The organism is Acidovorax sp. (genome assembly GCF_046314175.1).
GTDB lineage: Bacteria > Pseudomonadota > Gammaproteobacteria > Burkholderiales > Burkholderiaceae_C > Acidovorax.
The window spans coordinates 1-19,214 of record NZ_JBKBXG010000048.1 but is presented as its reverse complement, the minus strand read 5'-3'; the positions used below and the strand labels follow the sequence as shown (position 1 = coordinate 19,214).

The window sequence follows — 19,214 nt, the reverse complement described above, 5'->3', positions numbered from 1 at the left end:
CGGATAAGCGCAAAAATATTGATCAAATTGGCCTCTAGCGCTTATCCATAAATCGCTAGCAGCTATTCAATAGATAGCAAATCTCACACAACGATGAAGCACCTGTATGCACTGCTGGAAGAAACCCCCGGCTCCGCGCGGGCTGCCGGTGTGCGCGGCTACGCGCTCGTCGGATGGCGTTCAGCCCATGCTCCACGTTCCCCCGAAAAGTTCTGCCCTCAGCCCCAGGTCGATGATCTGCGCGATCAAGGCGCGGACTGATTCTCTGGCCCGGTCCCGCTCGGGGTCGGGCTGTTGCGATGACTGCGGTGAGCGTGGGACGTGACCATCACGCCCCCAGACTCCGCGCCAGCGCGCCATGTTCGTGGTCTCCAGCGATACCGCGCTCAGCGACTGCCTGTAGGCATAGCACATCGCCATGATTTCCTGGATGCTTTCGCGCTCGATCACGCTCTGAGTGGCAATCTTTTCGCTTTGCAACGCCACCATCGCCATTCCGATCAGCCGGGTCAATGACGCCGAGGTCTGCACCGCCAGGTCCACCAGCCTTTGCACTTGGTCGCAGAGACCGGTGTCGCTCCACTCCCCTTCTGCGCCGTCCCCGTCGACAGAAACGATGGCCAGGGTGCCGGACATGGCCGTCAGCATGTGGGATGCCAACGCAAACAGGTTCACGATGCCCAGGGCGCCCGTGCGCTGTTCAGGGCTTTCTACTTTGGGCAGGTATTCCCATCGCCGTGCGATCAGTTGCTGGATGAGCTTGGTGGACTCTTCAGTCATTGCCAACAGCCTGGGACTGGGGTGCGCGGCGGGCCTGCAGCGAAATGTTTTTTGGATCAGGTTGTGCGATGACGCCTCTGATCACGCTGCGTAGCCAAGCGTTGGCCGCTGCGTGACGCCAAGACGCGCAGCGCCCGCAAGTCCGTCCAGTTTGAAGATCTGCACCGCCTGTGTCAGCTGCTTGGCCTGCGTGTCCAGGCTCTGGGCTGCGGCCGCGCTTTCTTCGACCAAAGCGGCGTTCTGTTGCGTGGCCTGGTCCATCTGGTTCACTGCCTGGCCGATCTGCGATACGCCCGAGCTTTGCTCCGAGCTAGCAGAACTGATCTCGCCCACGACATCGGACACGCGCTTGATCGCATCCACCACTTCGACCATGGTCTGGCCCGCCTGGTCGACCAGACTGGTGCCCATGGCCACCTTTTGCACGCTTTCGCTGATCAGCACCTTGATCTCCTTGGCGGCGCTGGCACTGCGCTGAGCCAGATTGCGCACCTCGGAGGCCACCAGTGCCTTGATGTGGGCCGGCAAATGGGCTGCGTCTGCAAGGTCCTTGAGGCGGGCCAACCGGCCTTGCACATCGGCATGCGCGGCGGTCACGGCGAGTTTCTCGGCGGCCCGGTCTGATTCCTTGGTGGCAATCACCAAATTGCGGGCAGCAATCGCACGACGATTGACCGCCGATTCCACGTCCTTCGCCAAATGAGCGCTGGCGTTGATGCCGCTGATGTAGTCATGGAACTGCTCATGCGACTTCTTCATGCCGTAGATGGCGATCCCTGCGACCAACAGGATCAGAGTCACCATCAAGCCAAAGGCGAGGCCCAGTTTGGTGCGGACAGTCATGCGTTGGCGGTTCATGGAATATCACCTTGGTCGTTTGAAGATGGCGAATTTTTGCTGAATGTATCAATTTAGTCAAATTCATTTTTATCATTAATGAAACTCAAGGCGCGAGTGCGGTTGCGCAATGGATACAGCCCAACAGCCAAAACAGGAATCATTCCCATTTGCGTTGTAAAATTCCGTTTCCGCAAGCCACAGCCACTTCACTCGGCTGCAGCCAGCACCCACCGTCCTCAGATGTTTTCGGGTTGCCTGGCTTGAACCACTCCTTCGTCCCTGCCCAACTGGCTGTTGCCGCTGTTTTGCGGCTCCCTGTTCTGTGCGGGCATGGGCTGCGCAAGGCCGGCAACGGCATCTGCTGGCGTAGCCCACCCAAAAAGGACGTCACCCCATGCTGAGCCCCACCGCCCTGCGCCGATGGTCATGGACCCACAAGTGGTCCAGCCTGGTGTGCACCGTCTTCATGCTGCTGCTGTGCATCACGGGCCTACCGCTGATCTTTCACCACGAAATCGGCCACCTGCTGGGCACTGAGGTCGAGGCGCCAGCCATGCCCGCCAACACGCCGCGCGCCAGCCTCGACCAGGTGCTGGCCACCGCGCAGGCGCTGCACCCCGAGCGTGTGGTGCAGTTCGCATCGCACGCCGAGGACGATGACAACGTCTGGTTTGTGACGCTCACGCCTACACCGGCGCCCACGGATGATTTCCGCTCTGTGGCCGTGGACGCGCGCACCGCACAGGTGCTGGCGCAGCCTCGGTTTGACGAAGGCTTCATGTACGTGATGTTCAAACTGCACGTGGACCTGTTCGCAGGCCTGCCCGGCAAGCTGTTTCTGGGTTTCATGGGGCTGCTGCTGCTGGTGGCCATCGTCACCGGCGTGGTGCTGTATGCGCCTTTCATGCGCAAGCTGGCCTTTGGCGAGGTGCGGCGTGACCGGTCCACCCGCGTGAAGTGGCTGGACTTGCACAACCTGCTGGGCATCGTCACGCTGGTGTGGGCGTTTGTGGTGGGCGGCACGGGCATGATCAACACGTGGGCTGATCTGCTCATCAAGTATTGGCAGTACGACCAGCTGTCGGTGCTGCTCAAGCCCTACGAAGGCCAGCCCACTGTGCCCGCTACAGAGCGCGGCCCGCTGCAGCAGGCGCTGGAGGCCGCACAGGCCCAGGCGCCGGGCACCAAGCTGTCGTTCATTGCGTTCCCGGGCACGGCGTTCTCCAGCCCGCACCACAACACGTTCTTTTTGCGGGGCAATGAGCCCCTCACGTCGCGGCTGCTCAAGCCCGTACTGGTGGATGCACGCACAGCCCAGGTGACCGCATCGCCCCAGCTGCCGTGGTACCTGACGGCGCTGCTGGTGTCGCAGCCACTGCACTTTGGCGACTACGGCGGCATGCCGATGAAGATCCTGTGGGCGCTGCTCGACATTGCCACCATCGTGGTGCTGGGCAGCGGGTTGTATCTGTGGCTGCGCAAGGGCGTACAGGCGGGCAGCACCAGCAACGCCGGCACCAGGGGCACCACAAGCACCACGGCGGCCGCCATCGTGCAAGGCCACACCAGCCTGCCCACACCGGCTGCCGCGCGCACTGGCGGCCCGCAGCCCCACACGGAGGGCCGCGCATGAAGCAAAGCCCCTTCTGGTCGCTGTGGGGATGGCCCATCGTGATGGGCGTGCTCACCACCACAGGTCTCATTACCGCCCTGGTGTCCGACACCTGGGGCGACTGGTGGTCGTGGGTGGGCCTGGGCATTCCGGTGGCGGTGATGAGCTGGACCTGCTGGCCCCACAAACAGCCTGCTGCCACCGCCCAGGGAGCCCACGGCCAGCCCCCCACCAAAACCGCCGAAGCGGCCGGCAGCCCCACGCCACTCTGAACACCGCCAGCACCTTCACCACGCCATGCGCTCACCCCCTTGCCCACGCCACCCCATCAGCGTACCCCGCTGGAACCGCCTGGACGTGGGCGTGCGCTACTTGACCGCAGTGCAAGGCCGCCTGGTCACGCTGCGCGCCCGCATCGACAACCTCACCCACCGCAACACGGCATCGTCGGGCGGCCACCCCGACTCGGCTACCTGGTGGTGGTTGCGCCGCGCACCTTGTCGCGGAGCGTGAGCGTGGACTTCTAAGGCGGCACCCCTGCACTGCACAGGCGCCGCACAGGCACTGCGCAGCCCCATTTCAGGGTCAAAAAGCCACCTAGCGCTTATCCGTAAAGCGCTGGCAGCTATCAATAAATGAGTCTTCCGCTCCTGCAAATGCAGGGGTGCGGCGCTGCACGCCCTTTGCTTTTTTGATTTTTGTTGAAACCACCGAAAGGAAACGTCCATGTCCTCTACCCAACGCTGCAATGCACCGCTGCTGGCCGCCATGCTCGCCTGCGCCTGTGTCACCGCAGTCAACACCGCCCACGCCCACCAGGTGTGGCTGGAAAACGCGGGTGGCCAAGCCCGCCTGCACTTTGGCGAGTTCAACGAGAACCTGCGCGAGACATCGCCCGGTGCGCTGGACAAGTTCAAGGGCGTGCCCACGCTGGAACAGCAGCGCACCGGTGCCGCCGCGCAGCCCGTGCAAGGCCAGCTGGGCAAGGACGCTTTCAACTACACCGTGGCGGGCACACCCCAGACCCTGTTCGTGGCGCCCGCCTACCCGCTGATCGACCGCAGCAAGCGCAACCTGCCTGCCATGGTCTGGCAGCCCTCGGCCCGCTGGGTGGCCAGCCTGGCGCAGCCCGTGGCGCCCACCGCCCCGCTGGACCTGGTGCCCACCGGCAAGCCCGGCGAGCTGAAGGTGGTCTACAAGGGCGCGCCGCTGCCCAAGGCCAAGGTGCAGCTGGCCGCCCCGTCGGGCTGGACGCGCGAGGCCGAGGCGGGTGAAGACGGCACCGTGACCTTTGTCACGCCGTGGAAGGGCCAGTACGTGGCCGAAGTGAAGCACAGCGACAAGACCCCCGGCGAAGCGCAGGGCGAGAAGTACGGCGAAGCCAGCTACGTGACCACGCTCACGTTTGTGCTGGCCGACGGCATGGCGTCGCCCGCCCTGCCCGAGCCGCCCAAGGCCCACTGATCCGCAGGCCACCAAGGCCAACGCTTCTACCGATCCGCACCCCGTATCAGCCACTGGACTGTTGCAGCCGGTTGCGGACGGTCGAAGCGGGCAGCGCTGCCACGCGCTCTCTGACCCGCTCCGTGCCAGGTGCTGGCTGGGTGCGCCCGCTTGCGCAGTCCATTTCATACACCCAATTGGCCTCTAGCGCTTACTGAACAAACGCTCATAGCTACCAAAAACATAGCACCATGATTCATCCAAATCTTCTGCGCACCGCTGTAGCCCAAGCAGCACTGCTCACAGTGTGCGGCGCTGCCTTGGCCCAGACCAACGCAGCGCCCGCGCCCGCCCCCGCCGACACGCCCGCAACCGCCCCCTCCTTGCGCCAGGTCGATGTCATCGACTCCACGGCAGGCGAAGCCGCCACGCCCGCGCGGCGCGCGCAGAGCAGCTCCCGCCTGGGGCTGTCAGTGCTGGAGACGCCCCGCTCGGTCAGCATGATCGACAACGAACTGCTGGGCCAGCAGATGGCCACCACCGAACGCGACGTGCTGCGCAATGCGTCGGGCGTGTCCACGCGCAGCGAGTACTACGGCTCGTACTCGCAGTTCACCATCCGCGGGCTGTGGGCCAACAACACCTTCAACTTCTTGCGTGACGGCGCCAAGTTCGTCCACCTGCTGGACCCACCGCTGTTCAACATCGAACGCGTCGAAGTCATCAAGGGCCCTGCCGCGCTGGAGTTTGGCCAGGTGGCGCCTGGGGGCCTCGTCAACTACGAGAGCAAGCGGCCCCAGGCCGATCCGCTGCGCACCGTGAAGATTGGCGCCGGCAGCCACGGCTGGCGCAGTGCCGAGTTTGACCTGACCGGCCCGCTCAACACCGATGGCACGCTGCGCTACCGCCTGGACGGCGGCGCCAGCCGGGGCGGCAGTTTTGTGGATGGCAACACCCCTCGCAAGCAAGGCATTGCAGGCAGCCTGGAGTGGCAGATCACGCCCGACACCGTCTGGCGCGCGCAGGCCGAGACCCAAAGCATCGACGGCACCTCTACGTCAGGTCTGGCAGTGCCCGACCCCAAGAATCCACGCAGCGCCGACGTGTTGCCGGTGGGCGCGTTTTACGGCGAGCCCTGGCTGAACACCGACGGACACCTGCGCTTTTATTCCACCGAGCTGCAGCACCGTCTTTCGGACCAGCTGGAAGCCCGCGTGCACCTGTCGCGCAACGAGACCTTTCGCAACGTCAACATCGTGTCGCCCATGGGCCCGGTAACCAATGGCCGCGTGGCGCGCACCTACTGGATGGCGCCGGGGCAAAAATACACGTCGGACACGGCCTTGGCCGAACTCCGTGCGCAGCTGCAAACCGGCCCGGTCAAGCACACGGTGCTGGCGGGCCTGGACTGGCGCGCCATTGCGGGCTTTTATGGCGCGCGCACCACGGGCAACCTGGGCGCCGTTGACCTCTACAACCCCGTCACAGGCCTGGTGCCACCCGTGGCCTCCACCGGCGTGGGCCGGCTCTCGTCCGATGCCCGCAACGCCGGCGTGTTTGTGCAAGACCGCATGGTGCTGGGCGACTTCGGCCTGCTGCTGGGCCTGCGCCACGACCGTCTCAAGGACGCGTACACCACGCCCGTCACCGACCTGAGCCAGACCCAGCCCAGCGCCGCGCTGAGCTGGGAGCTGCGCCCGGGCAGCATGGTGTACGCCAGCTACGCGCGGTCGTTCCAGGCCAACACCGGCACGCTGCTGTGGGGCGACCGCGCTGCACCGCCGTCTGAAGGCAAACAACTGGAAGTGGGCTGGAAGCAGGAATGGCTGAACCAGCGCCTGATGACCACCGTGTCGGCGTTTGACCTGCAGCTGACCAACGCGCCCGCCACCGACCCGCAGCACCCCGGCTATTCGGTGCTGACCGCGCGCCAGCGCATCAAGGGCATCGAGCTGGAGCTGCAGGGCCGCATCACGCCGGGCTGGACGGTGACGGCCCAGGCCAGCTTCATGGACCCCAAGGTGCTGTCTGACACCACGGCGGGCGCCAACGTGGGCAACCGTGTTGCGCTGGCTACGCGCCGCACCGCATCGCTGTGGACGCAATACCGCATAGCCCAGCTGCCGGGCCTGTGGGTGGGCGGCGGCCTGGTGCACCAGGGCGACAAGTTCACAGCCAACGACAACCAATGGCGCCTGCCCGGCTACACGGTATTCGACCTGGCCGTGGGCTACCAGTTTGCAGGTGGCGTGCGGCTGCAGGCCAACCTGAAGAACGTGAGCAACCGCCGCTACTACCTGGACGGCACGGCCACCGCTGCCGGCTTTGGCGCGGTAACACCCGGCCAGCCGCGTGCGTTGCAGGTGGCGCTGGACTATGCGTTCTGACGCCACCGCTGCACCCGCTGACCAGCGCGTCCCTGAACACCTTTTTCTTTCTCAAAACCTGGAACCACCACCATGACATCTGGCACCACCCTTTGCCGCACCGCCATCGCGCATGCGGCGTTGCTGGCCCTGTGCGGCGCGGCAACCGCACAGCAATCCGTCACCACGCCCGGCTCGGAGGAACCCACGGCTGAACGGGCCCTGGCGCCCGTCACCGTCACGTCAGGTGCCGAGCAGCAAAACCCCACCGCGCCGGTCACCGGCTTTGTGGCCAAGCGTGCGCTCAGCGCCACCAAAACCGACACGCCCCTCATCGAAACACCCCAGGCCATTAGCGTGATCACGCGCGACCAGATGGAAGCGCAGGGCGTGCAGACGCTGCGCCAGGTCACGGCGTACACGGCGGGTGCGGTGTCCAACTACTTCGACAGCCGCGTGGACAGCTTCAACGCCCGCGGCGGCACCGTCAGCCAGTACCAGGACGGGCTGCTGCGCACCTACGGCACCTACAACACCAGCCGCCCCGACCCGTACACACTGGAGAGGGTGGAGTTTCTGCGCGGCCCCACGTCGGTGCTGTATGGCCAGGGCAGCGTGGGTGGCGTGCTCAACCTCACCAGCAAACGCCCGCAGGCCGAAACGCTGCGCGAAGTGCAGGTGCAACTGGGTAACAACAGCCGCAAGCAGATTGCCGCCGACCTGACCGGCGCGCTCGACCAGGACGGCCACTGGCTCTACCGCCTGGTGGCCGTGGGACGCGACAGCGGCTCGCAGGTGGACCATGTGAGCGACGACCGCATGGTGCTGATGCCATCGCTGACATGGAAGCCCAATGCCAACACCTCGCTGACGCTGCAGGCCCTGCACCAAAAGGACAAGAGCGGCTCACTCATTGGCTTCTTCCCCTGGCAAGGCACGCAGCTGCCCAGCCAGTACGGCCAGATCCCGCGCAACACCTTCATCAGCGAGCCCGGCTGGGACGCGTTTGACACCACCAACAACTCGTGGGGCTACCTCTTCAGCCACAGCCTGAACGCGGACTGGACCGTGCGCCAGAACCTGCGCCGCACGGTGAGCGAGGTGGACTACCGCACCATCTACACCAGCTTTAGGGCCAACGCGGCTACGGGCCGCCCTGCCCGCCCCGTTTTCAACAGCGACGGCCGCACGGTGGTGCGCGATGCGGTGTGGCAATTCAACACTGGCCGCATGCTGCTGATCGACACACAGCTTGAAGGCAAGCTCAAGGCGGGCGACACCAGCCACACCCTGCTTGCGGGCGTCGACATCCAGCGCAACCACACGGGGCAACTGTCCTGGAGCTCTGTCACTTCATCCATCGACGTCTACAACCCCGTCTACGGCAACTTCACTCCGCCCACGGCATCGCAACTGGTGCGCCAACCCAGCGTAGAGCAAAAGCAACTGGGCTTTTACGTGCAGGACCAGATCAAGTGGGACCGCTGGACCGCCACGCTGGGCCTGCGCCACGACAGTGCCAAAACCGACACCGAGGGCCGCCCCGCCGCAGCCGTGGACGACAAGGCCTGGACCAAACGCGCTGGCGTCACCTACCAGATGGACGGCGGCTGGGCACCGTATGCGGGCTACTCTGAATCGTTCCAGCCATTGGGCGGTGTGGATGCCTACGGCGCAGCCTACAAACCCCAGCGCGGCGAGCAGTGGGAGGCCGGTGTGAAGTGGCAACCGCCCGGCCAGGGCATCAACGCCTTTGCCGCTGTCTACCAGCTGCGCGAAAAGAACCGCAAGACCACCGACCCCGGTAACCCGATCAACAGCCTGCAGATCGGCGAGGTCAAAGTCAAAGGCTTCGAGGCCGAGGTGCAAGCCAGCCTGGCGCGCAACTGGGACTTCACGGTGGGTTACGCCTTTACCGACGCCAAGATCGCCCGTAGCAACACCGGCGACCAAGGCCAACCCGTGGCCAGCGTGCCCAAGCACACCGCATCAGCCTGGCTGAGCCACCGCTTCGCCAGCGAAGGCCGCGGCGGGTGGACGGTGGGCGCGGGCGTGCGCTACACAGGATCGCAATGGAGCGGCACCACCGCCATCAGCACCCCGGCCGCCACGCTGGCTGACGCCATGGTGGCGTATGACGCAGGCGACTGGCGCGTGGCCTTCAACGTGGTCAACCTGACGGACAAGGTGCACATCACCCAGTGCCTGGCACGGGGCGATTGCTTCTATGGGCAGGCGCGGACGTATACGCTGACTTCGACATACCGGTTTTGACCGGACCGCCGCAACCGGCCGGGATTCTCCGGGTGCGTTGCGGCATCAAAATTTCATATAAAACAGTCTCTACCGCTTTTATAGCAAGCGCTTCCAGCTATCAAAAAAATATCAAATCCCGAATCAAAACAAGCCTCGGCGCGCCATGACCCGGGGCTTTTATTGCGAGCGCAGCGCTTTACTTCCCAGCCGCGATGCGCGCCATACGCCGTCGGTCCGCCCCCGCTTCCCACCACACCCCAGCTCCGGCTGAGGCGATCACCATGGCAAGTCCAAACGCTCCCGTGAACCACGGGATCCAGGCTGCAAGGAAAATAGCTACAGCCAGCGTACCGAGGACGGACAGGCCCAACCGCCAGTGAAAAATCAGCAGCATCAAAAGGTCTATCAGCGCATCCATGGAATCTCGCAGTTAGACAGCAGGCTTATGGCTCCGATGCACGACATATGAGCCAGTACCCATCAAGAAAAGACCCAATAGACCGTGGAAAACGGTCGATGTCCAGAAGTAAAAATGACCGTCAGAAACATTCAGCCCTGGTCAAGCGGAAAACCCGACAGAATCGCCAGCGGTGGCAACATCGCTAAGCCTCATCACCACCCCTGTCCCGCCTCACCTTTTCGCGGATGAATTCACGAGGAACGGAATACTCGTTGACCGTTCTCTTGCCTTTGGCCTGGAGGTCAGGGTGCATCGGCTCAGGAAAGCTGACCACCCACCACGCGACCAGTGGCCCCACTACCGGAGTCAATGCCACCAGCGTGGTGGCACATTTCAGAAAAGGCGGGTCGCGCTTGCGCCAGATGGTTGCAATCACTGCGGCCGACGCTACAGCAGACAGGCCAAGCACGATCACGGCTGGCGTTGAGATATCGAACAAACGCATTCTCACGGTCTGAATCTTGCAAATGGAGCCCGGCAACCCGTGGGTAAGCCGTTGAAATAAGTGCCTGGAGGGGCAGGCGCGTTGACTATATAGCCTCAGCAGGTACGAAGGCAGTGCTTCACAAGCCGCATTGCCTCCGGCCACACCATCGCAAGAAGCCATGACGCTGCCAAAACCGCTGCGTCCCATACACCGTAGACCTCGTCACCTGGTGCTTCGACTGTGGACCAGAGGGCTGGCGCAAGCGTGACGATGCTGAGCAGGAATACGGGGAGCGAAAGACAACGCAGCCCACGCAGAAGAACGGCTTGCCACGTTTGCAGCGTGACGTCTCTTACAGGGACTGGCGCGAGGCCGATCAATGCAATTCCGGGAAGAAAGAATGTATCTCCCCAGGTTCCCCCAAGGGCTACGACGTTGGCCAACGCGCCAAGGTAAACACAAGCGCTTCCGCACAGGGCCAGAAACGCGCCAAGGTAAAACCGAAAGGTCACGGACATGCGCAGCCCGGGTTGTCAAAAAGCAAGCCGCATGACGTCGGCGAAGCGAGGCCCGGCGGTCGAGAGCAAAACGTGGCCCCAGTGACGATCAAAAGCACGGGCAGTCCCTTCAAGGTGAAATCTGTTGGCGAAGTATCCCCCGCTGCAGCGTGCCCAGCCGTCGCCACGAGGTCCGAGCCGCGTGCACCCCTACCTTGCGCAAAGTAAGAATTGCCCACCGCCGCAAAAAGACATTGGAGACCTCCGATACTGCGGCCCTCAGTCCTGCCTTCAGGTGGCAGACTTCAACCCACAGGAGCCGAGGATATGCAAATTCAACGATGGGCTGCCGCTTTCGGCATGACCTTCTGGGCGTTGTGTGCGACGGCACAAACGGACACGCACGTGGTGCTGGATGACCTGGGCGGCCTTCGCATCGACAAGACCGAAGTCACCATCGCCCAGTTCGCCCGTTACACGCAGGCCAACCGCGCCACCACCCGCGCCGAGCGCGAAGGCGGCGGGTTTGAATATGCGGGCGGCTGGCAGCGGCGGCCGGGCTGGACCTGGCAGCGCCCTGACGGAACGCCGCCCGATAGCGACCAACTGCCCGCCGTGCACATCACACACGCCGAAGCCCAGGCCTATTGCCAATGGGCCAACGGCCGCCTGCCCACCGCTGCTGAGTGGCGCGCCGCCGGGTTCACCGAGCTGCGCCGCCAACCGCCAGCCCCCTGGATGCGCGGCACCACCTACCCCTGGACCACCGGCCACAGCCCCCAGGGCGCAAACACCAGCGACACTGACCCCTGGCCGCGCGCCGCGCCGGTCACCGCCACGGCTGCCGGGGTGAACGGTCTGCACGACATGGGCGCCAACGTGTGGGAATGGGCGGCCGATGCGCGCGGCGACGAGCGCCGCACGATGGGTGGGTCCTGGTGGTACCCCGCATCGCAGATGCGCGCGGATGTCGAGGCCTGGAAGGCTGCGGACTTTTATGCGGTGTACATCGGATTTCGCTGTGTGTACGACCCGCCCAAGCAGCGCTGACGGGCAGGCCATGCCCGTTTATCTGTCGCTCATGGCGAATCAAGCGTACGAGGAAGCTCAGTGCCCGCCAAACGTGCCCACCTGCCGCAACCCGCCCGTCAGGCCCCACAAGCTGATGCACCAGCCGTCGCACCCTTCACCCACCACCAGCCCGGGCAGGTCGTTGCCATCAATGTCGACATAGCTGGCGGGCGCGCCGGGCACCTCGCCCATGTAGGCGTAAGCACCCTGATTGCGCACAAACACATGGTGCCGTTGCGCGTCATAGAACGCATCCGCATCGCGCACCCGCTTGCCGGGCACTACCAGCGTCTCACGTCCGCCTTGAGCACGCGGTGCAAGTGGAGCACCGGCAGCACCTGCAACACCTTGCGGCTGGCGAATCGCCGTGGCGTCGTCCAGCTTCAACTGGCGCAGCAGCCCGCCAAAGCGGCGCTTATCTGATTGCAGAAAGGTGTGCAGCGCGTTGCGCCCTTCGGTATCCAACTTGCGCACCTCCCACCGCGGCGTGGCGGGCGGCGAGATTGAGAACAGCGCGTATTCCCGGCGGTCACTCTCTCGGACAGGGCCCTGCACCGTGACGCCTGCGCCCTCCCAGTCGTCAGCGCCTGAAGGGGTCTTAGACACTTCTGCCTTGCACTGGTACTTGCCCCCCGCCTGCAGCGCAAACACCGCCTTGCCCGTGTTGCAGTGCTGCGCCAGCTGCTGCAGCTGGGCCTTGTCGTCGAACCGCACCATCACCCGCTCCACGTCTGGCGTCAGCATGGCAAAGAACAGCCCACCACGGGTGCTGTGGCTTTCTTTTTCCATGCCTGCGGCGGCAGGCAACACACAGGCCAGGGCCAGCAAGGGGGCAGACAATCGCAAAAGCAGCATGGGCGGGCACCTCCGGAATGAAGGGAATGCTAGCGCCCTGTGTGCAAGGCCTCTGGCGGGGGATAGATCTCCCTGTTGAAGCGCTGTCACAGCGTGTGAAGAGTGCGTGCAGCGCTGCAAGTCAGATAGACGCGTACGGTTTGTGGAACCAATTCGCGATGGTTGGCGGCTTTGCACAAAGGCAGCTTTGGGCCCGAAGCCGCCGTTGGAAAAAACTACCCCAAAGCTGCCGTTGATTCACTACCCACTGGCTTACAGTCCAAACCGCGCTGTCTAAGTGCCCGGTCCCTGCCCAATGGCAAGCTATAGTTTGCAGAGGAGATGCTTGCCGGGTTTGCCTGAATTTTTTGAACAGTCTGGCGCTTGCAAACTCAGGCTGCAAGCCTCCTTCCAGGAGGATTCAATGTCCAGACCAACCCGCACGGTACAGAATATCCCGCAGGTTATGCCGTTTAAATTACTTTAAGCGAAGAGAGGCTATGTTCATTCCGCGGATGTGGTCCGACGAGGTGGAACGCATCGGGAAGCAGCGATGCACGCCAATTGGGTACGCGCTTCAAGGGATCGGCGACCTCACGGGGTTCGTTGGGCTTCTCGCCCTGTTCGGGATGCCGGTATACCTAGCTTACGCGGGCTTTTCTGGCTCGTTCCGCTGGCCGCTGTTGTGGCTGCTAGCTGTCCCGGTTTTGCTGGGCGTCGTTGGCTGGGCCACAGTCTCCTTTTCTTGGTCACTGGCCTACCGGAAGCGGTTCAACTACGACCAAGAGCGGCGTGTGTCGAGCTGGGTCGAGAACACTCAGGAGCGGACATACACGTTCGATGACTGGCAGGCGGAACAAACGCATCGGGCGCAGTAGCAATGCAAGTCACGCCTAACCGGGCCATGCGATTTGAGTCGCACTGCACTCAGTGACGTGGTTGGACAGGTGAGTTTCATCGTTCAACGTCCGCTTTCGTGTGCGGTGACCGGCTGCTCCTGGCCGCAAGCAGCCGACCAACACTACGAAACCGCCAACGAGCCGACCTACACGGTGCTAGCTAGTCAGCGAAAAGGCAAACGCCAAAAGCAAGCGCCACGGGCAGCGCGCGTTGCACGCTCCGCCCAGTGGCGCCTGCCGTCACACCATCACACGTTCATGATTGACACTAGGCGCGTATTCAGATGCGCCTCGATGGCCTCTGGGCCACCTTCCGAGCCGTAGCCCGAGTCCTTCAGGCCGCCAAATGGCAGCTCGGCTGCCGGTGCAGCGGCCTGGTTGATCCAGAGCATGCCCACTTCCAGGCGCTGGGCCAGCAGGTGTGCATTCTTCAGCGACGAGGTAAACGCATAGCCGGCCAGGCCGAACGGCAGGCGGTTGGCTTCTGCAATGGCGTCTTCGATCTTTTCGAAGCCACGAATCGCGGCCACGGGGCCGAAGGGTTCTTCGTTGACGATGCGGGCCGACAGGGGCACGTTGTCGAGCACGGTGGGCTGGAAGAAGTTGCCCTCAGTGCCGATGCGCTCGCCACCTGTCACCAGCTTGGCGCCCTGCTGCACAGCGTCGGCCATCAGGTCGGCCATGGCGGTGATGCGGCGGGGGTTGGCCAGCGGGCCCATCTGCGTGCCGGCGGTCAGGCCGTCGCCCACCTTCAGGCCCGCCGCATATTTGCCGAACGCGGCCACAAACTCCGCTCGGATGCTTTCGTGCACCAGGTAGCGCGTAGGCGAAATGCAGACCTGGCCCGCGTTGCGAAACTTGGCACCGCTGCCGATCTTGATGGCCAGTTCCAGGTCGGCGTCTTCCGCAATGATGACCGGGGCATGGCCGCCCAGCTCCATCGTCACGCGCTTCATGTGCTTGCCAGCCAGCGCGGCCAGCTGCTTGCCCACAGGTGTGGAGCCAGTGAAGGTGACCTTGCGGATGATGGGGTGCGGGATCAGGTAGTTGGAGATTTCCGCCGGGTCGCCGTACACCAGGCCCAAGGTGCCTGCGGGCACACCCGCATCCGCAAACGCGCGGATCAGCTCGGCGGGGCTGGCGGGGGTTTCCTCGGGTGCCTTCACCAGGATGGAGCAACCTGCACCCAGCGCGGCGGCCAGCTTGCGCACCACCTGGTTGATGGGGAAGTTCCACGGCGTGAACGCAGCCACGGGGCCCACGGGGTCCTTGAGCACCATCTGCGTGGCCTTGAGGTTGCGCGAGGGCACGATGCGGCCATACACGCGCAGCGACTCGTCAGCAAACCATTCGATGATGTCGGCCGAGGCCATGGTTTCGACCTTGGCTTCGGCCAGGGGCTTGCCCTGCTCTTGCACCATGATGGCGGCGATGGCCTCGGCGCGTTCGCGCATCAGCGCAGCGGCGCGGCGCATGGTCTTGGCGCGCTCGGCGGCGGGCATGTCGCGCCAGGCTTCAAAGCCCTTCTGTGCGGCATCCAGCGCGCGGTCCAGATCGACCTTGGTGGCGTGGGCCACGCGGCCGATTTCTTTGCCGGTGGAGGGGTTGAATACGGCGAGGGTCTTGCCTTCGGCGGCGTCTTGCCACTGGCCTGCGATGAAGAGCTGGGTATTGGGATAGGTCATGTGCGTCGGGGGTCAGCCAAAAAAATCAAAAAAACGACTATACGCCTGCAGCGACCCAATCCCCCTGAGTCGCCCTCGGCGCCCTTCCCCCGCCGGTGGACAACGCCCGTGGCCAGGCAAAGCCTGCTCCACGGTGTCTGCTCGCCGGGCCTGCTACGCAGCCTTCTATCAGTCGTAGCGGCGTCAGCAGATTGGAGAATCGCTGCGATGATGGGAAGGTTGTTGACGCAAGGAGATTGCATGCGAGAAGTAGTCCAAAGCCTCGAAGAGTCGCGCATCCGCGAGGTGGCCAACGAAGGCCTGGGGCGCAGCGATGTGCTGAAGTTCTGGTTTGGCGAGAGCGACGAGGTGACGCCCGATTTCATCCGCGAGGCGGCCATTGCTTCGCTACAAAAAGGCGAAACCTTTTACGCCCACAACCTGGGCCTGCCCGAGCTGCGCCACGCCATCGCCGGCTACATGCACGGCCTGCACCCGCAGCAGCACACCGATGCGTGGTTTGACCGCATTGCGGTCACGTCCGGCGGCGTGAACGGCCTGATGGTGGCCGTGCAGGCGCTGGTGGACGCGGGCGACGAGGTGGTGCTGGTCACCCCCGTGTGGCCCAACCTGGTGGCGCAGCCGCGCATTCTAGGCGCGCAGGTGCGCACCGTGCCGCTGGTGGCCGACGCACACGGCGCGTGGCGGCTGGACATGGATGCGTTGCTGGCCGCCATCACACCCGGCACGCGACTGCTGGTCGTCAACGCGCCCAACAACCCCACCGGCTGGACGCTGACGCGCGAGGAGCAAGCCATCATCCTGGCGCACTGCCGCCGTACGGGCACCTGGATCTTGGCGGACGAGGTGTACGAGCGGCTGTACTACGCAGGCGACACGGCCAACGGTGCAGCGCCCAGCTTTCTGGATGTTGCCGAGCCGGAAGACCGGCTGATCGTGACGCACAGCTTTTCCAAGAGCTTTTTGATGACCGGCTGGCGACTGGGCTGGCTGGTGCTGCCGCCTTCGCTGACGCACGCAGTGGGCAAGTTGATCGAGTTCAACACCTCGTGCGCACCCGTGTTTGTGCAGCGCGGCGCCACGGTGGCGCTGCAGCGCACAGATGAGGTGACGCCTGCGCTGGTGGCGCACCTCAAGACCTGCCGCGACACGCTGGTGCCGTTGCTGGCGGATGTGCCGGGAGTGTCGGTGGCAACGCCGCTGGGGGGCATGTATGCGTTTTTCCGCATTGAGGGGCATGACGAGTGCCTGCCGCTGGCCAAGCGGCTGGTGCGCGAGGCGGGGCTGGGGCTGGCGCCGGGCAGTGCGTTTGGGGGTGAGGCACAGGGGTGGTTGCGGTGGTGTTTTGCGAGCCGGGATGTGGGGAGGCTGGAGGAAGGGGTGGGGAGGTTGAGGGGGTGGTTGAAGGGGTGATGGAGAGGGATTTCTAAACATTTTGGCGGCTGGCGCTTGTGGGATAAGCGGTAGCAGCTATTTTTTTTATAGTGAGTAGTTCTTGATCCACCCGTTCGGGCTGAGCCTGTCGCAGCCTGGGCGTGCTGGTTTGAAAAGTATGCTTGTGTTGAGGGCGGAGGCCGGGAGTCGCCCGGCATGCGCCTTTTGCAAAGGCACGCGGCCAGATCAGCACACAAGCCCAGGCTTCGGCAGGCTCAGCCCGAACGGAGAGATGGATATCTGAACCTACAAAAACAATAGCTGCAAACGCTTTATAGATAAGCGCTAGCAGCCAAAATCACCCAAAAACTACTGGGCCACCTGCGCCACCTTCACCGCAGGCTGATCCCCCCACCCTCCTCCGAGCGCCCGAATCAACCCCACCGTCGCCACATACTGCGCCGTCCGCACCTGCAGCTCCTGCCGCCGGTTGCGCAGCTCGCTGCGGCGCGCGTCCAGCAACTCCAGCTGGCTCACCAAGCCATTGCGATACCGCACATCCGACAACTGCGTAGCGCGCCGCGCAGCCGTCACCGCCCGCCCCTGTGCCTCGGCCTGGCCAGATAGCAAACGCAGCGAGGTCAGCTGATCCTCCACGTCACGAAAAGCGTTGAGCACCTGCCCCCGGTGGTCGGCCAGCGCGGCCTCCAGGCGGGCCTTGGCACCCTCGATCTGCGCATCGCGCTGGCCGCCATCAAAGATCGGCAACGATAGCAGCGCACTCACACCCCAGGCACGGGCCGACCACTTGAACAGATCGCCCAACTCGGGCGACGCATGCCCCGCGTTGCCGGTGAGCGTGACGGCCGGAAACCACGCCTTCTGCGCCACGCCCACGCGGGCCTGCGCGGCCAGCACGGCGGTTTGTGCGGCAGACACATCTGGGCGGCGGGCCAGCACGGTGCCGGGCACGCCGGGCGGGATGACCGGCAGCGCGGCGTCGCCCGTGGCGGGGGGCAACACAAAGCCACTGGCCACCTCGCCCGCCAGCACGGCCAAGGCGTTGGTCAGCAGGGCTTGCTGGCGCTGCAAGGCCAGGGCGTCGGATTCGGTGGCCGCCACTTCGGTCTGCACGCGGGCCACATCCAGCTCGGCCACGTCGCCTGCCTGCAGGCGGCGCTGTGTGAGGCGCAGCGTTCCTTCATACGCGGCCAGGCTCTCTTGCACCAGCACCTGTTCGGCCTGCACGGCGCGCAGTTGCAGATAGGTTTGCGCCACGTCGGCCTGCACCATGAGGCGCGTGCTTTGCAGCAGGGCTTCGCGCGTGTCGGCGTCCAGGCGCGCGGCGTCGCTGGTTTGCGAAAGGCGGCCAAACAGGTCCAGCTCGTACGACGCGTTGAGCCCTGCCGTGCCCAGCGTAGCGGGCGCGCTGCTGCCAGTGGTGTTGGAACCGCCCTGGCGCGTCACGCCCGCTGAGGCGCCCACCTGCACGGAGCGGGCGGCGTCTGCAGAGCGCAGCAAGGTCCGCGCTTCAGCCAAGCGGGCTACGGCCTGCTGGATGCTGGTGTTGGCGTTGCCAGCGCGCGTGATCAGATCGGCGAGCACCGGGTCCCGAAAGCCCAGCCACCACTCACCGCGCGGCTGTGCCTCAGCGGGGGCTGCGACCGTCCAGGGTGCCATGGGCAGTTCGTCCCCACCGGCGGTAAAGCTGGTGGGTACAGGCACACCTGCATGCGGCGCGGGGACCACGGGCTGGGTCATGCAGCCGGCCAGAACCAGGGCGGCGGCCAGGGGCGCCAGCAGGCTGCGCTTGCGCGTTGCCGGGGCAGCGTCAGCGGAGTTTTTCAAAAGCAAATCGGTCATGGCTGATCTCCTGCCCGGATCGCTCCGCCCGCTGCGTTCGGCAGCGTGGTGCGAGCACCCAGAGCTACAAAGGGGGTTGTGGTCGTACGCATCATTCGTGCTCCTTGCGCGGCGCGGCCAGCACGGGGTGGGCGGTGCCACCGGTGCCCGGTGCATGCGAGATGGGCGCCACATGCGTGCCATGCTCTACCAGCGGGCGGTTGCCTGCCAACTTGCGCAGCAGCACATAGAACACGGGCGTGAGGAACAGGCCGAAGGCCGTCACCCCGATCATCCCGGCGAACACCGCCACGCCCATGGCGCTGCGCATTTCTGCGCCGGCACCGGTGGACAGCACCAGGGGCAGCACGCCCATCACAAAGGCCAGCGACGTCATCAGGATGGGGCGCAGCCGCAGGCGGCTGGCCTCGATGGCGGCCTGCACGGGGGTGCGCCCGGCAAACTCCAGCTCGCGCGCAAACTCCACGATCAGGATCGCGTTCTTGGCCGATAGCCCCACCAGCACGATGAGCCCGATCTGCGTGAACACGTTGTTGTCGCCGTTGCTCAGCCACACCCCCGTCATCGCCGCCAGCAGGCCCATGGGCACGATCAGGATGATGGCGATGGGCAGCGTGAGGCTTTCGTACTGCGCGGCCAGCACCAGGAACACCAGCAGGATGGCCAGCGGGAACACCAGCACGGCAGAGTTGCCCGCCAGGATTTCCTGGTAGGTCAGCTCGGTCCACTCGAACGTGATGCCCTGGGGCAGGGTCTCTGCGGCAATGCGCTCGATGGCGGCCTGCGCCTGGCCCGATGAATAACCGA

General features: G+C 64.6%; 16 protein-coding genes and 1 pseudogene. 9 read left to right on the top strand and 8 right to left on the bottom strand.

All coding sequences use genetic code 11. The annotated features are described in order from the left end of the window. Window positions 1-180 precede the first annotated feature (180 nt). Together ACK4OE_RS14765 and ACK4OE_RS14760 are read right to left on the bottom strand one after the other, a co-directional pair. Window positions 181-780 (bottom strand): hypothetical protein, encoded by a 600-nt coding sequence (locus ACK4OE_RS14765; RefSeq protein ID WP_409885564.1) that lies wholly within the window; start codon window positions 778-780, stop codon window positions 181-183. An 81-nt stretch (window positions 781-861) separates the two neighbouring features. Further along, window positions 862-1,623 (bottom strand): methyl-accepting chemotaxis protein, encoded by a 762-nt coding sequence (locus ACK4OE_RS14760; RefSeq protein WP_409885583.1) that lies wholly within the window; start codon window positions 1,621-1,623, stop codon window positions 862-864. A gap of 391 nt (window positions 1,624-2,014) precedes the next feature. On the opposite strand from ACK4OE_RS14760, the gene ACK4OE_RS14755 reads away from it, so the two are divergent. From ACK4OE_RS14755 to ACK4OE_RS14730, 6 genes and pseudogenes are all read left to right on the top strand, one after another. Further along, window positions 2,015-3,253, top strand: a complete 1,239-nt coding sequence (locus ACK4OE_RS14755; protein WP_409885563.1) for a PepSY-associated TM helix domain-containing protein — start codon at window positions 2,015-2,017, stop codon at window positions 3,251-3,253. Then, window positions 3,250-3,504: a hypothetical protein gene (locus ACK4OE_RS14750; RefSeq protein WP_409885562.1), complete on the top strand. Its 255-nt coding sequence runs from the start codon at window positions 3,250-3,252 to the stop codon at window positions 3,502-3,504. The genes ACK4OE_RS14755 and ACK4OE_RS14750 overlap by 4 nt, the downstream gene beginning before the upstream one ends. 55 nt (window positions 3,505-3,559) lie before the next feature. Beyond that, window positions 3,560-3,759: pseudogene (locus tag ACK4OE_RS14745) on the top strand (hypothetical protein); the annotation flags it as partial. Between the two features lie 199 nt (window positions 3,760-3,958). Beyond that, window positions 3,959-4,696 carry a TonB-dependent receptor gene (locus tag ACK4OE_RS14740; protein ID WP_409885561.1) on the top strand — a complete coding sequence of 246 codons (738 nt, stop codon included), beginning with the start codon at window positions 3,959-3,961 and terminating at the stop codon, window positions 4,694-4,696. Between the two features lie 230 nt (window positions 4,697-4,926). Next, the gene (locus tag ACK4OE_RS14735) at window positions 4,927-7,062 is read left to right on the top strand and encodes a TonB-dependent siderophore receptor (RefSeq protein WP_409885560.1); all 2,136 of its coding nucleotides are present in this window, start codon (window positions 4,927-4,929) and stop codon (window positions 7,060-7,062) included. 72 nt (window positions 7,063-7,134) lie between these two features. Then, window positions 7,135-9,315: a TonB-dependent siderophore receptor gene (locus tag ACK4OE_RS14730; RefSeq protein ID WP_409885559.1), complete on the top strand. Its 2,181-nt coding sequence runs from the start codon at window positions 7,135-7,137 to the stop codon at window positions 9,313-9,315. Window positions 9,316-9,493: 178 nt separating this feature from the next. Here the strand turns inward: ACK4OE_RS14730 and ACK4OE_RS14725 are convergent, their stop codons facing one another. Together ACK4OE_RS14725 and ACK4OE_RS14720 are read right to left on the bottom strand one after the other, a co-directional pair. Continuing rightward, window positions 9,494-9,715, bottom strand: a complete 222-nt coding sequence (locus ACK4OE_RS14725; RefSeq protein ID WP_409885558.1) for a hypothetical protein — start codon at window positions 9,713-9,715, stop codon at window positions 9,494-9,496. A gap of 184 nt (window positions 9,716-9,899) precedes the next feature. Beyond that, window positions 9,900-10,202, bottom strand: a complete 303-nt coding sequence (locus ACK4OE_RS14720) for a hypothetical protein (RefSeq protein WP_409885557.1) — start codon at window positions 10,200-10,202, stop codon at window positions 9,900-9,902. 806 nt (window positions 10,203-11,008) lie between these two features. On the opposite strand from ACK4OE_RS14720, the gene ACK4OE_RS14715 reads away from it, so the two are divergent. Further along, window positions 11,009-11,731 carry a formylglycine-generating enzyme family protein gene (locus ACK4OE_RS14715; protein WP_409885556.1) on the top strand — a complete coding sequence of 241 codons (723 nt, stop codon included), beginning with the start codon at window positions 11,009-11,011 and terminating at the stop codon, window positions 11,729-11,731. Between the two features lie 57 nt (window positions 11,732-11,788). Here the strand turns inward: ACK4OE_RS14715 and ACK4OE_RS14710 are convergent, their stop codons facing one another. Next, on the bottom strand, window positions 11,789-12,607 hold the full coding sequence (locus tag ACK4OE_RS14710; protein ID WP_409885555.1) for a hypothetical protein: 819 nt from the start codon (window positions 12,605-12,607) through the stop codon (window positions 11,789-11,791). A 479-nt stretch (window positions 12,608-13,086) separates the two neighbouring features. Between ACK4OE_RS14710 and ACK4OE_RS14705 the strand changes: the two genes are divergently transcribed. Beyond that, complete coding sequence (locus ACK4OE_RS14705; protein WP_409885554.1) at window positions 13,087-13,464, top strand: hypothetical protein; 378 nt, start codon at window positions 13,087-13,089, stop codon at window positions 13,462-13,464. Between the two features lie 269 nt (window positions 13,465-13,733). On the opposite strand, the gene ACK4OE_RS14700 is transcribed toward ACK4OE_RS14705, so the two are convergent. Further along, window positions 13,734-15,170, bottom strand: a complete 1,437-nt coding sequence (locus ACK4OE_RS14700; RefSeq protein WP_409885553.1) for an NAD-dependent succinate-semialdehyde dehydrogenase — start codon at window positions 15,168-15,170, stop codon at window positions 13,734-13,736. A 240-nt stretch (window positions 15,171-15,410) separates the two neighbouring features. Between ACK4OE_RS14700 and ACK4OE_RS14695 the strand changes: the two genes are divergently transcribed. Further along, window positions 15,411-16,583, top strand: coding sequence for a pyridoxal phosphate-dependent aminotransferase (locus tag ACK4OE_RS14695; RefSeq protein WP_409885552.1), 1,173 nt, complete (start codon window positions 15,411-15,413; stop codon window positions 16,581-16,583). A 330-nt stretch (window positions 16,584-16,913) separates the two neighbouring features. Here ACK4OE_RS14695 and ACK4OE_RS14690 read toward each other — a convergent pair whose 3' ends face one another. Continuing rightward, the gene (locus ACK4OE_RS14690; RefSeq protein WP_409885551.1) at window positions 16,914-18,407 is read right to left on the bottom strand and encodes an efflux transporter outer membrane subunit; all 1,494 of its coding nucleotides are present in this window, start codon (window positions 18,405-18,407) and stop codon (window positions 16,914-16,916) included. Between the two features lie 91 nt (window positions 18,408-18,498). Then, on the bottom strand, window positions 18,499-19,214 hold a 716-nt coding region (locus tag ACK4OE_RS14685), incomplete at its 5' end, for an efflux RND transporter permease subunit (RefSeq protein ID WP_409885550.1).

Bases quoted from the DNA above. Each gene is read 5' to 3' on its own strand.
- ACK4OE_RS14730 (WP_409885559.1), top strand. From the start codon at position 7,135: ATGACATCTGGCACCACCCTTTGCCGCACCGCCATCGCGCATGCGGCG.
- ACK4OE_RS14735 (WP_409885560.1), top strand. From the start codon at position 4,927: ATGATTCATCCAAATCTTCTGCGCACCGCTGTAGCCCAAGCAGCACTG.
- ACK4OE_RS14760 (WP_409885583.1), bottom strand. From the start codon at position 1,623: ATGACTGTCCGCACCAAACTGGGCCTCGCCTTTGGCTTGATGGTGACT.
- ACK4OE_RS14725 (WP_409885558.1), bottom strand. From the start codon at position 9,715: ATGGATGCGCTGATAGACCTTTTGATGCTGCTGATTTTTCACTGGCGG.
- ACK4OE_RS14765 (WP_409885564.1), bottom strand. From the start codon at position 780: ATGACTGAAGAGTCCACCAAGCTCATCCAGCAACTGATCGCACGGCGA.
- ACK4OE_RS14700 (WP_409885553.1), bottom strand. From the start codon at position 15,170: ATGACCTATCCCAATACCCAGCTCTTCATCGCAGGCCAGTGGCAAGAC.
- ACK4OE_RS14710 (WP_409885555.1), bottom strand. From the start codon at position 12,607: ATGCTGCTTTTGCGATTGTCTGCCCCCTTGCTGGCCCTGGCCTGTGTG.
- ACK4OE_RS14755 (WP_409885563.1), top strand. From the start codon at position 2,015: ATGCTGAGCCCCACCGCCCTGCGCCGATGGTCATGGACCCACAAGTGG.
- ACK4OE_RS14695 (WP_409885552.1), top strand. From the start codon at position 15,411: ATGCGAGAAGTAGTCCAAAGCCTCGAAGAGTCGCGCATCCGCGAGGTG.
- ACK4OE_RS14720 (WP_409885557.1), bottom strand. From the start codon at position 10,202: ATGCGTTTGTTCGATATCTCAACGCCAGCCGTGATCGTGCTTGGCCTG.
- ACK4OE_RS14705 (WP_409885554.1), top strand. From the start codon at position 13,087: ATGTTCATTCCGCGGATGTGGTCCGACGAGGTGGAACGCATCGGGAAG.
- ACK4OE_RS14715 (WP_409885556.1), top strand. From the start codon at position 11,009: ATGCAAATTCAACGATGGGCTGCCGCTTTCGGCATGACCTTCTGGGCG.
- ACK4OE_RS14740 (WP_409885561.1), top strand. From the start codon at position 3,959: ATGTCCTCTACCCAACGCTGCAATGCACCGCTGCTGGCCGCCATGCTC.
- ACK4OE_RS14690 (WP_409885551.1), bottom strand. From the start codon at position 18,407: ATGACCGATTTGCTTTTGAAAAACTCCGCTGACGCTGCCCCGGCAACG.
- ACK4OE_RS14750 (WP_409885562.1), top strand. From the start codon at position 3,250: ATGAAGCAAAGCCCCTTCTGGTCGCTGTGGGGATGGCCCATCGTGATG.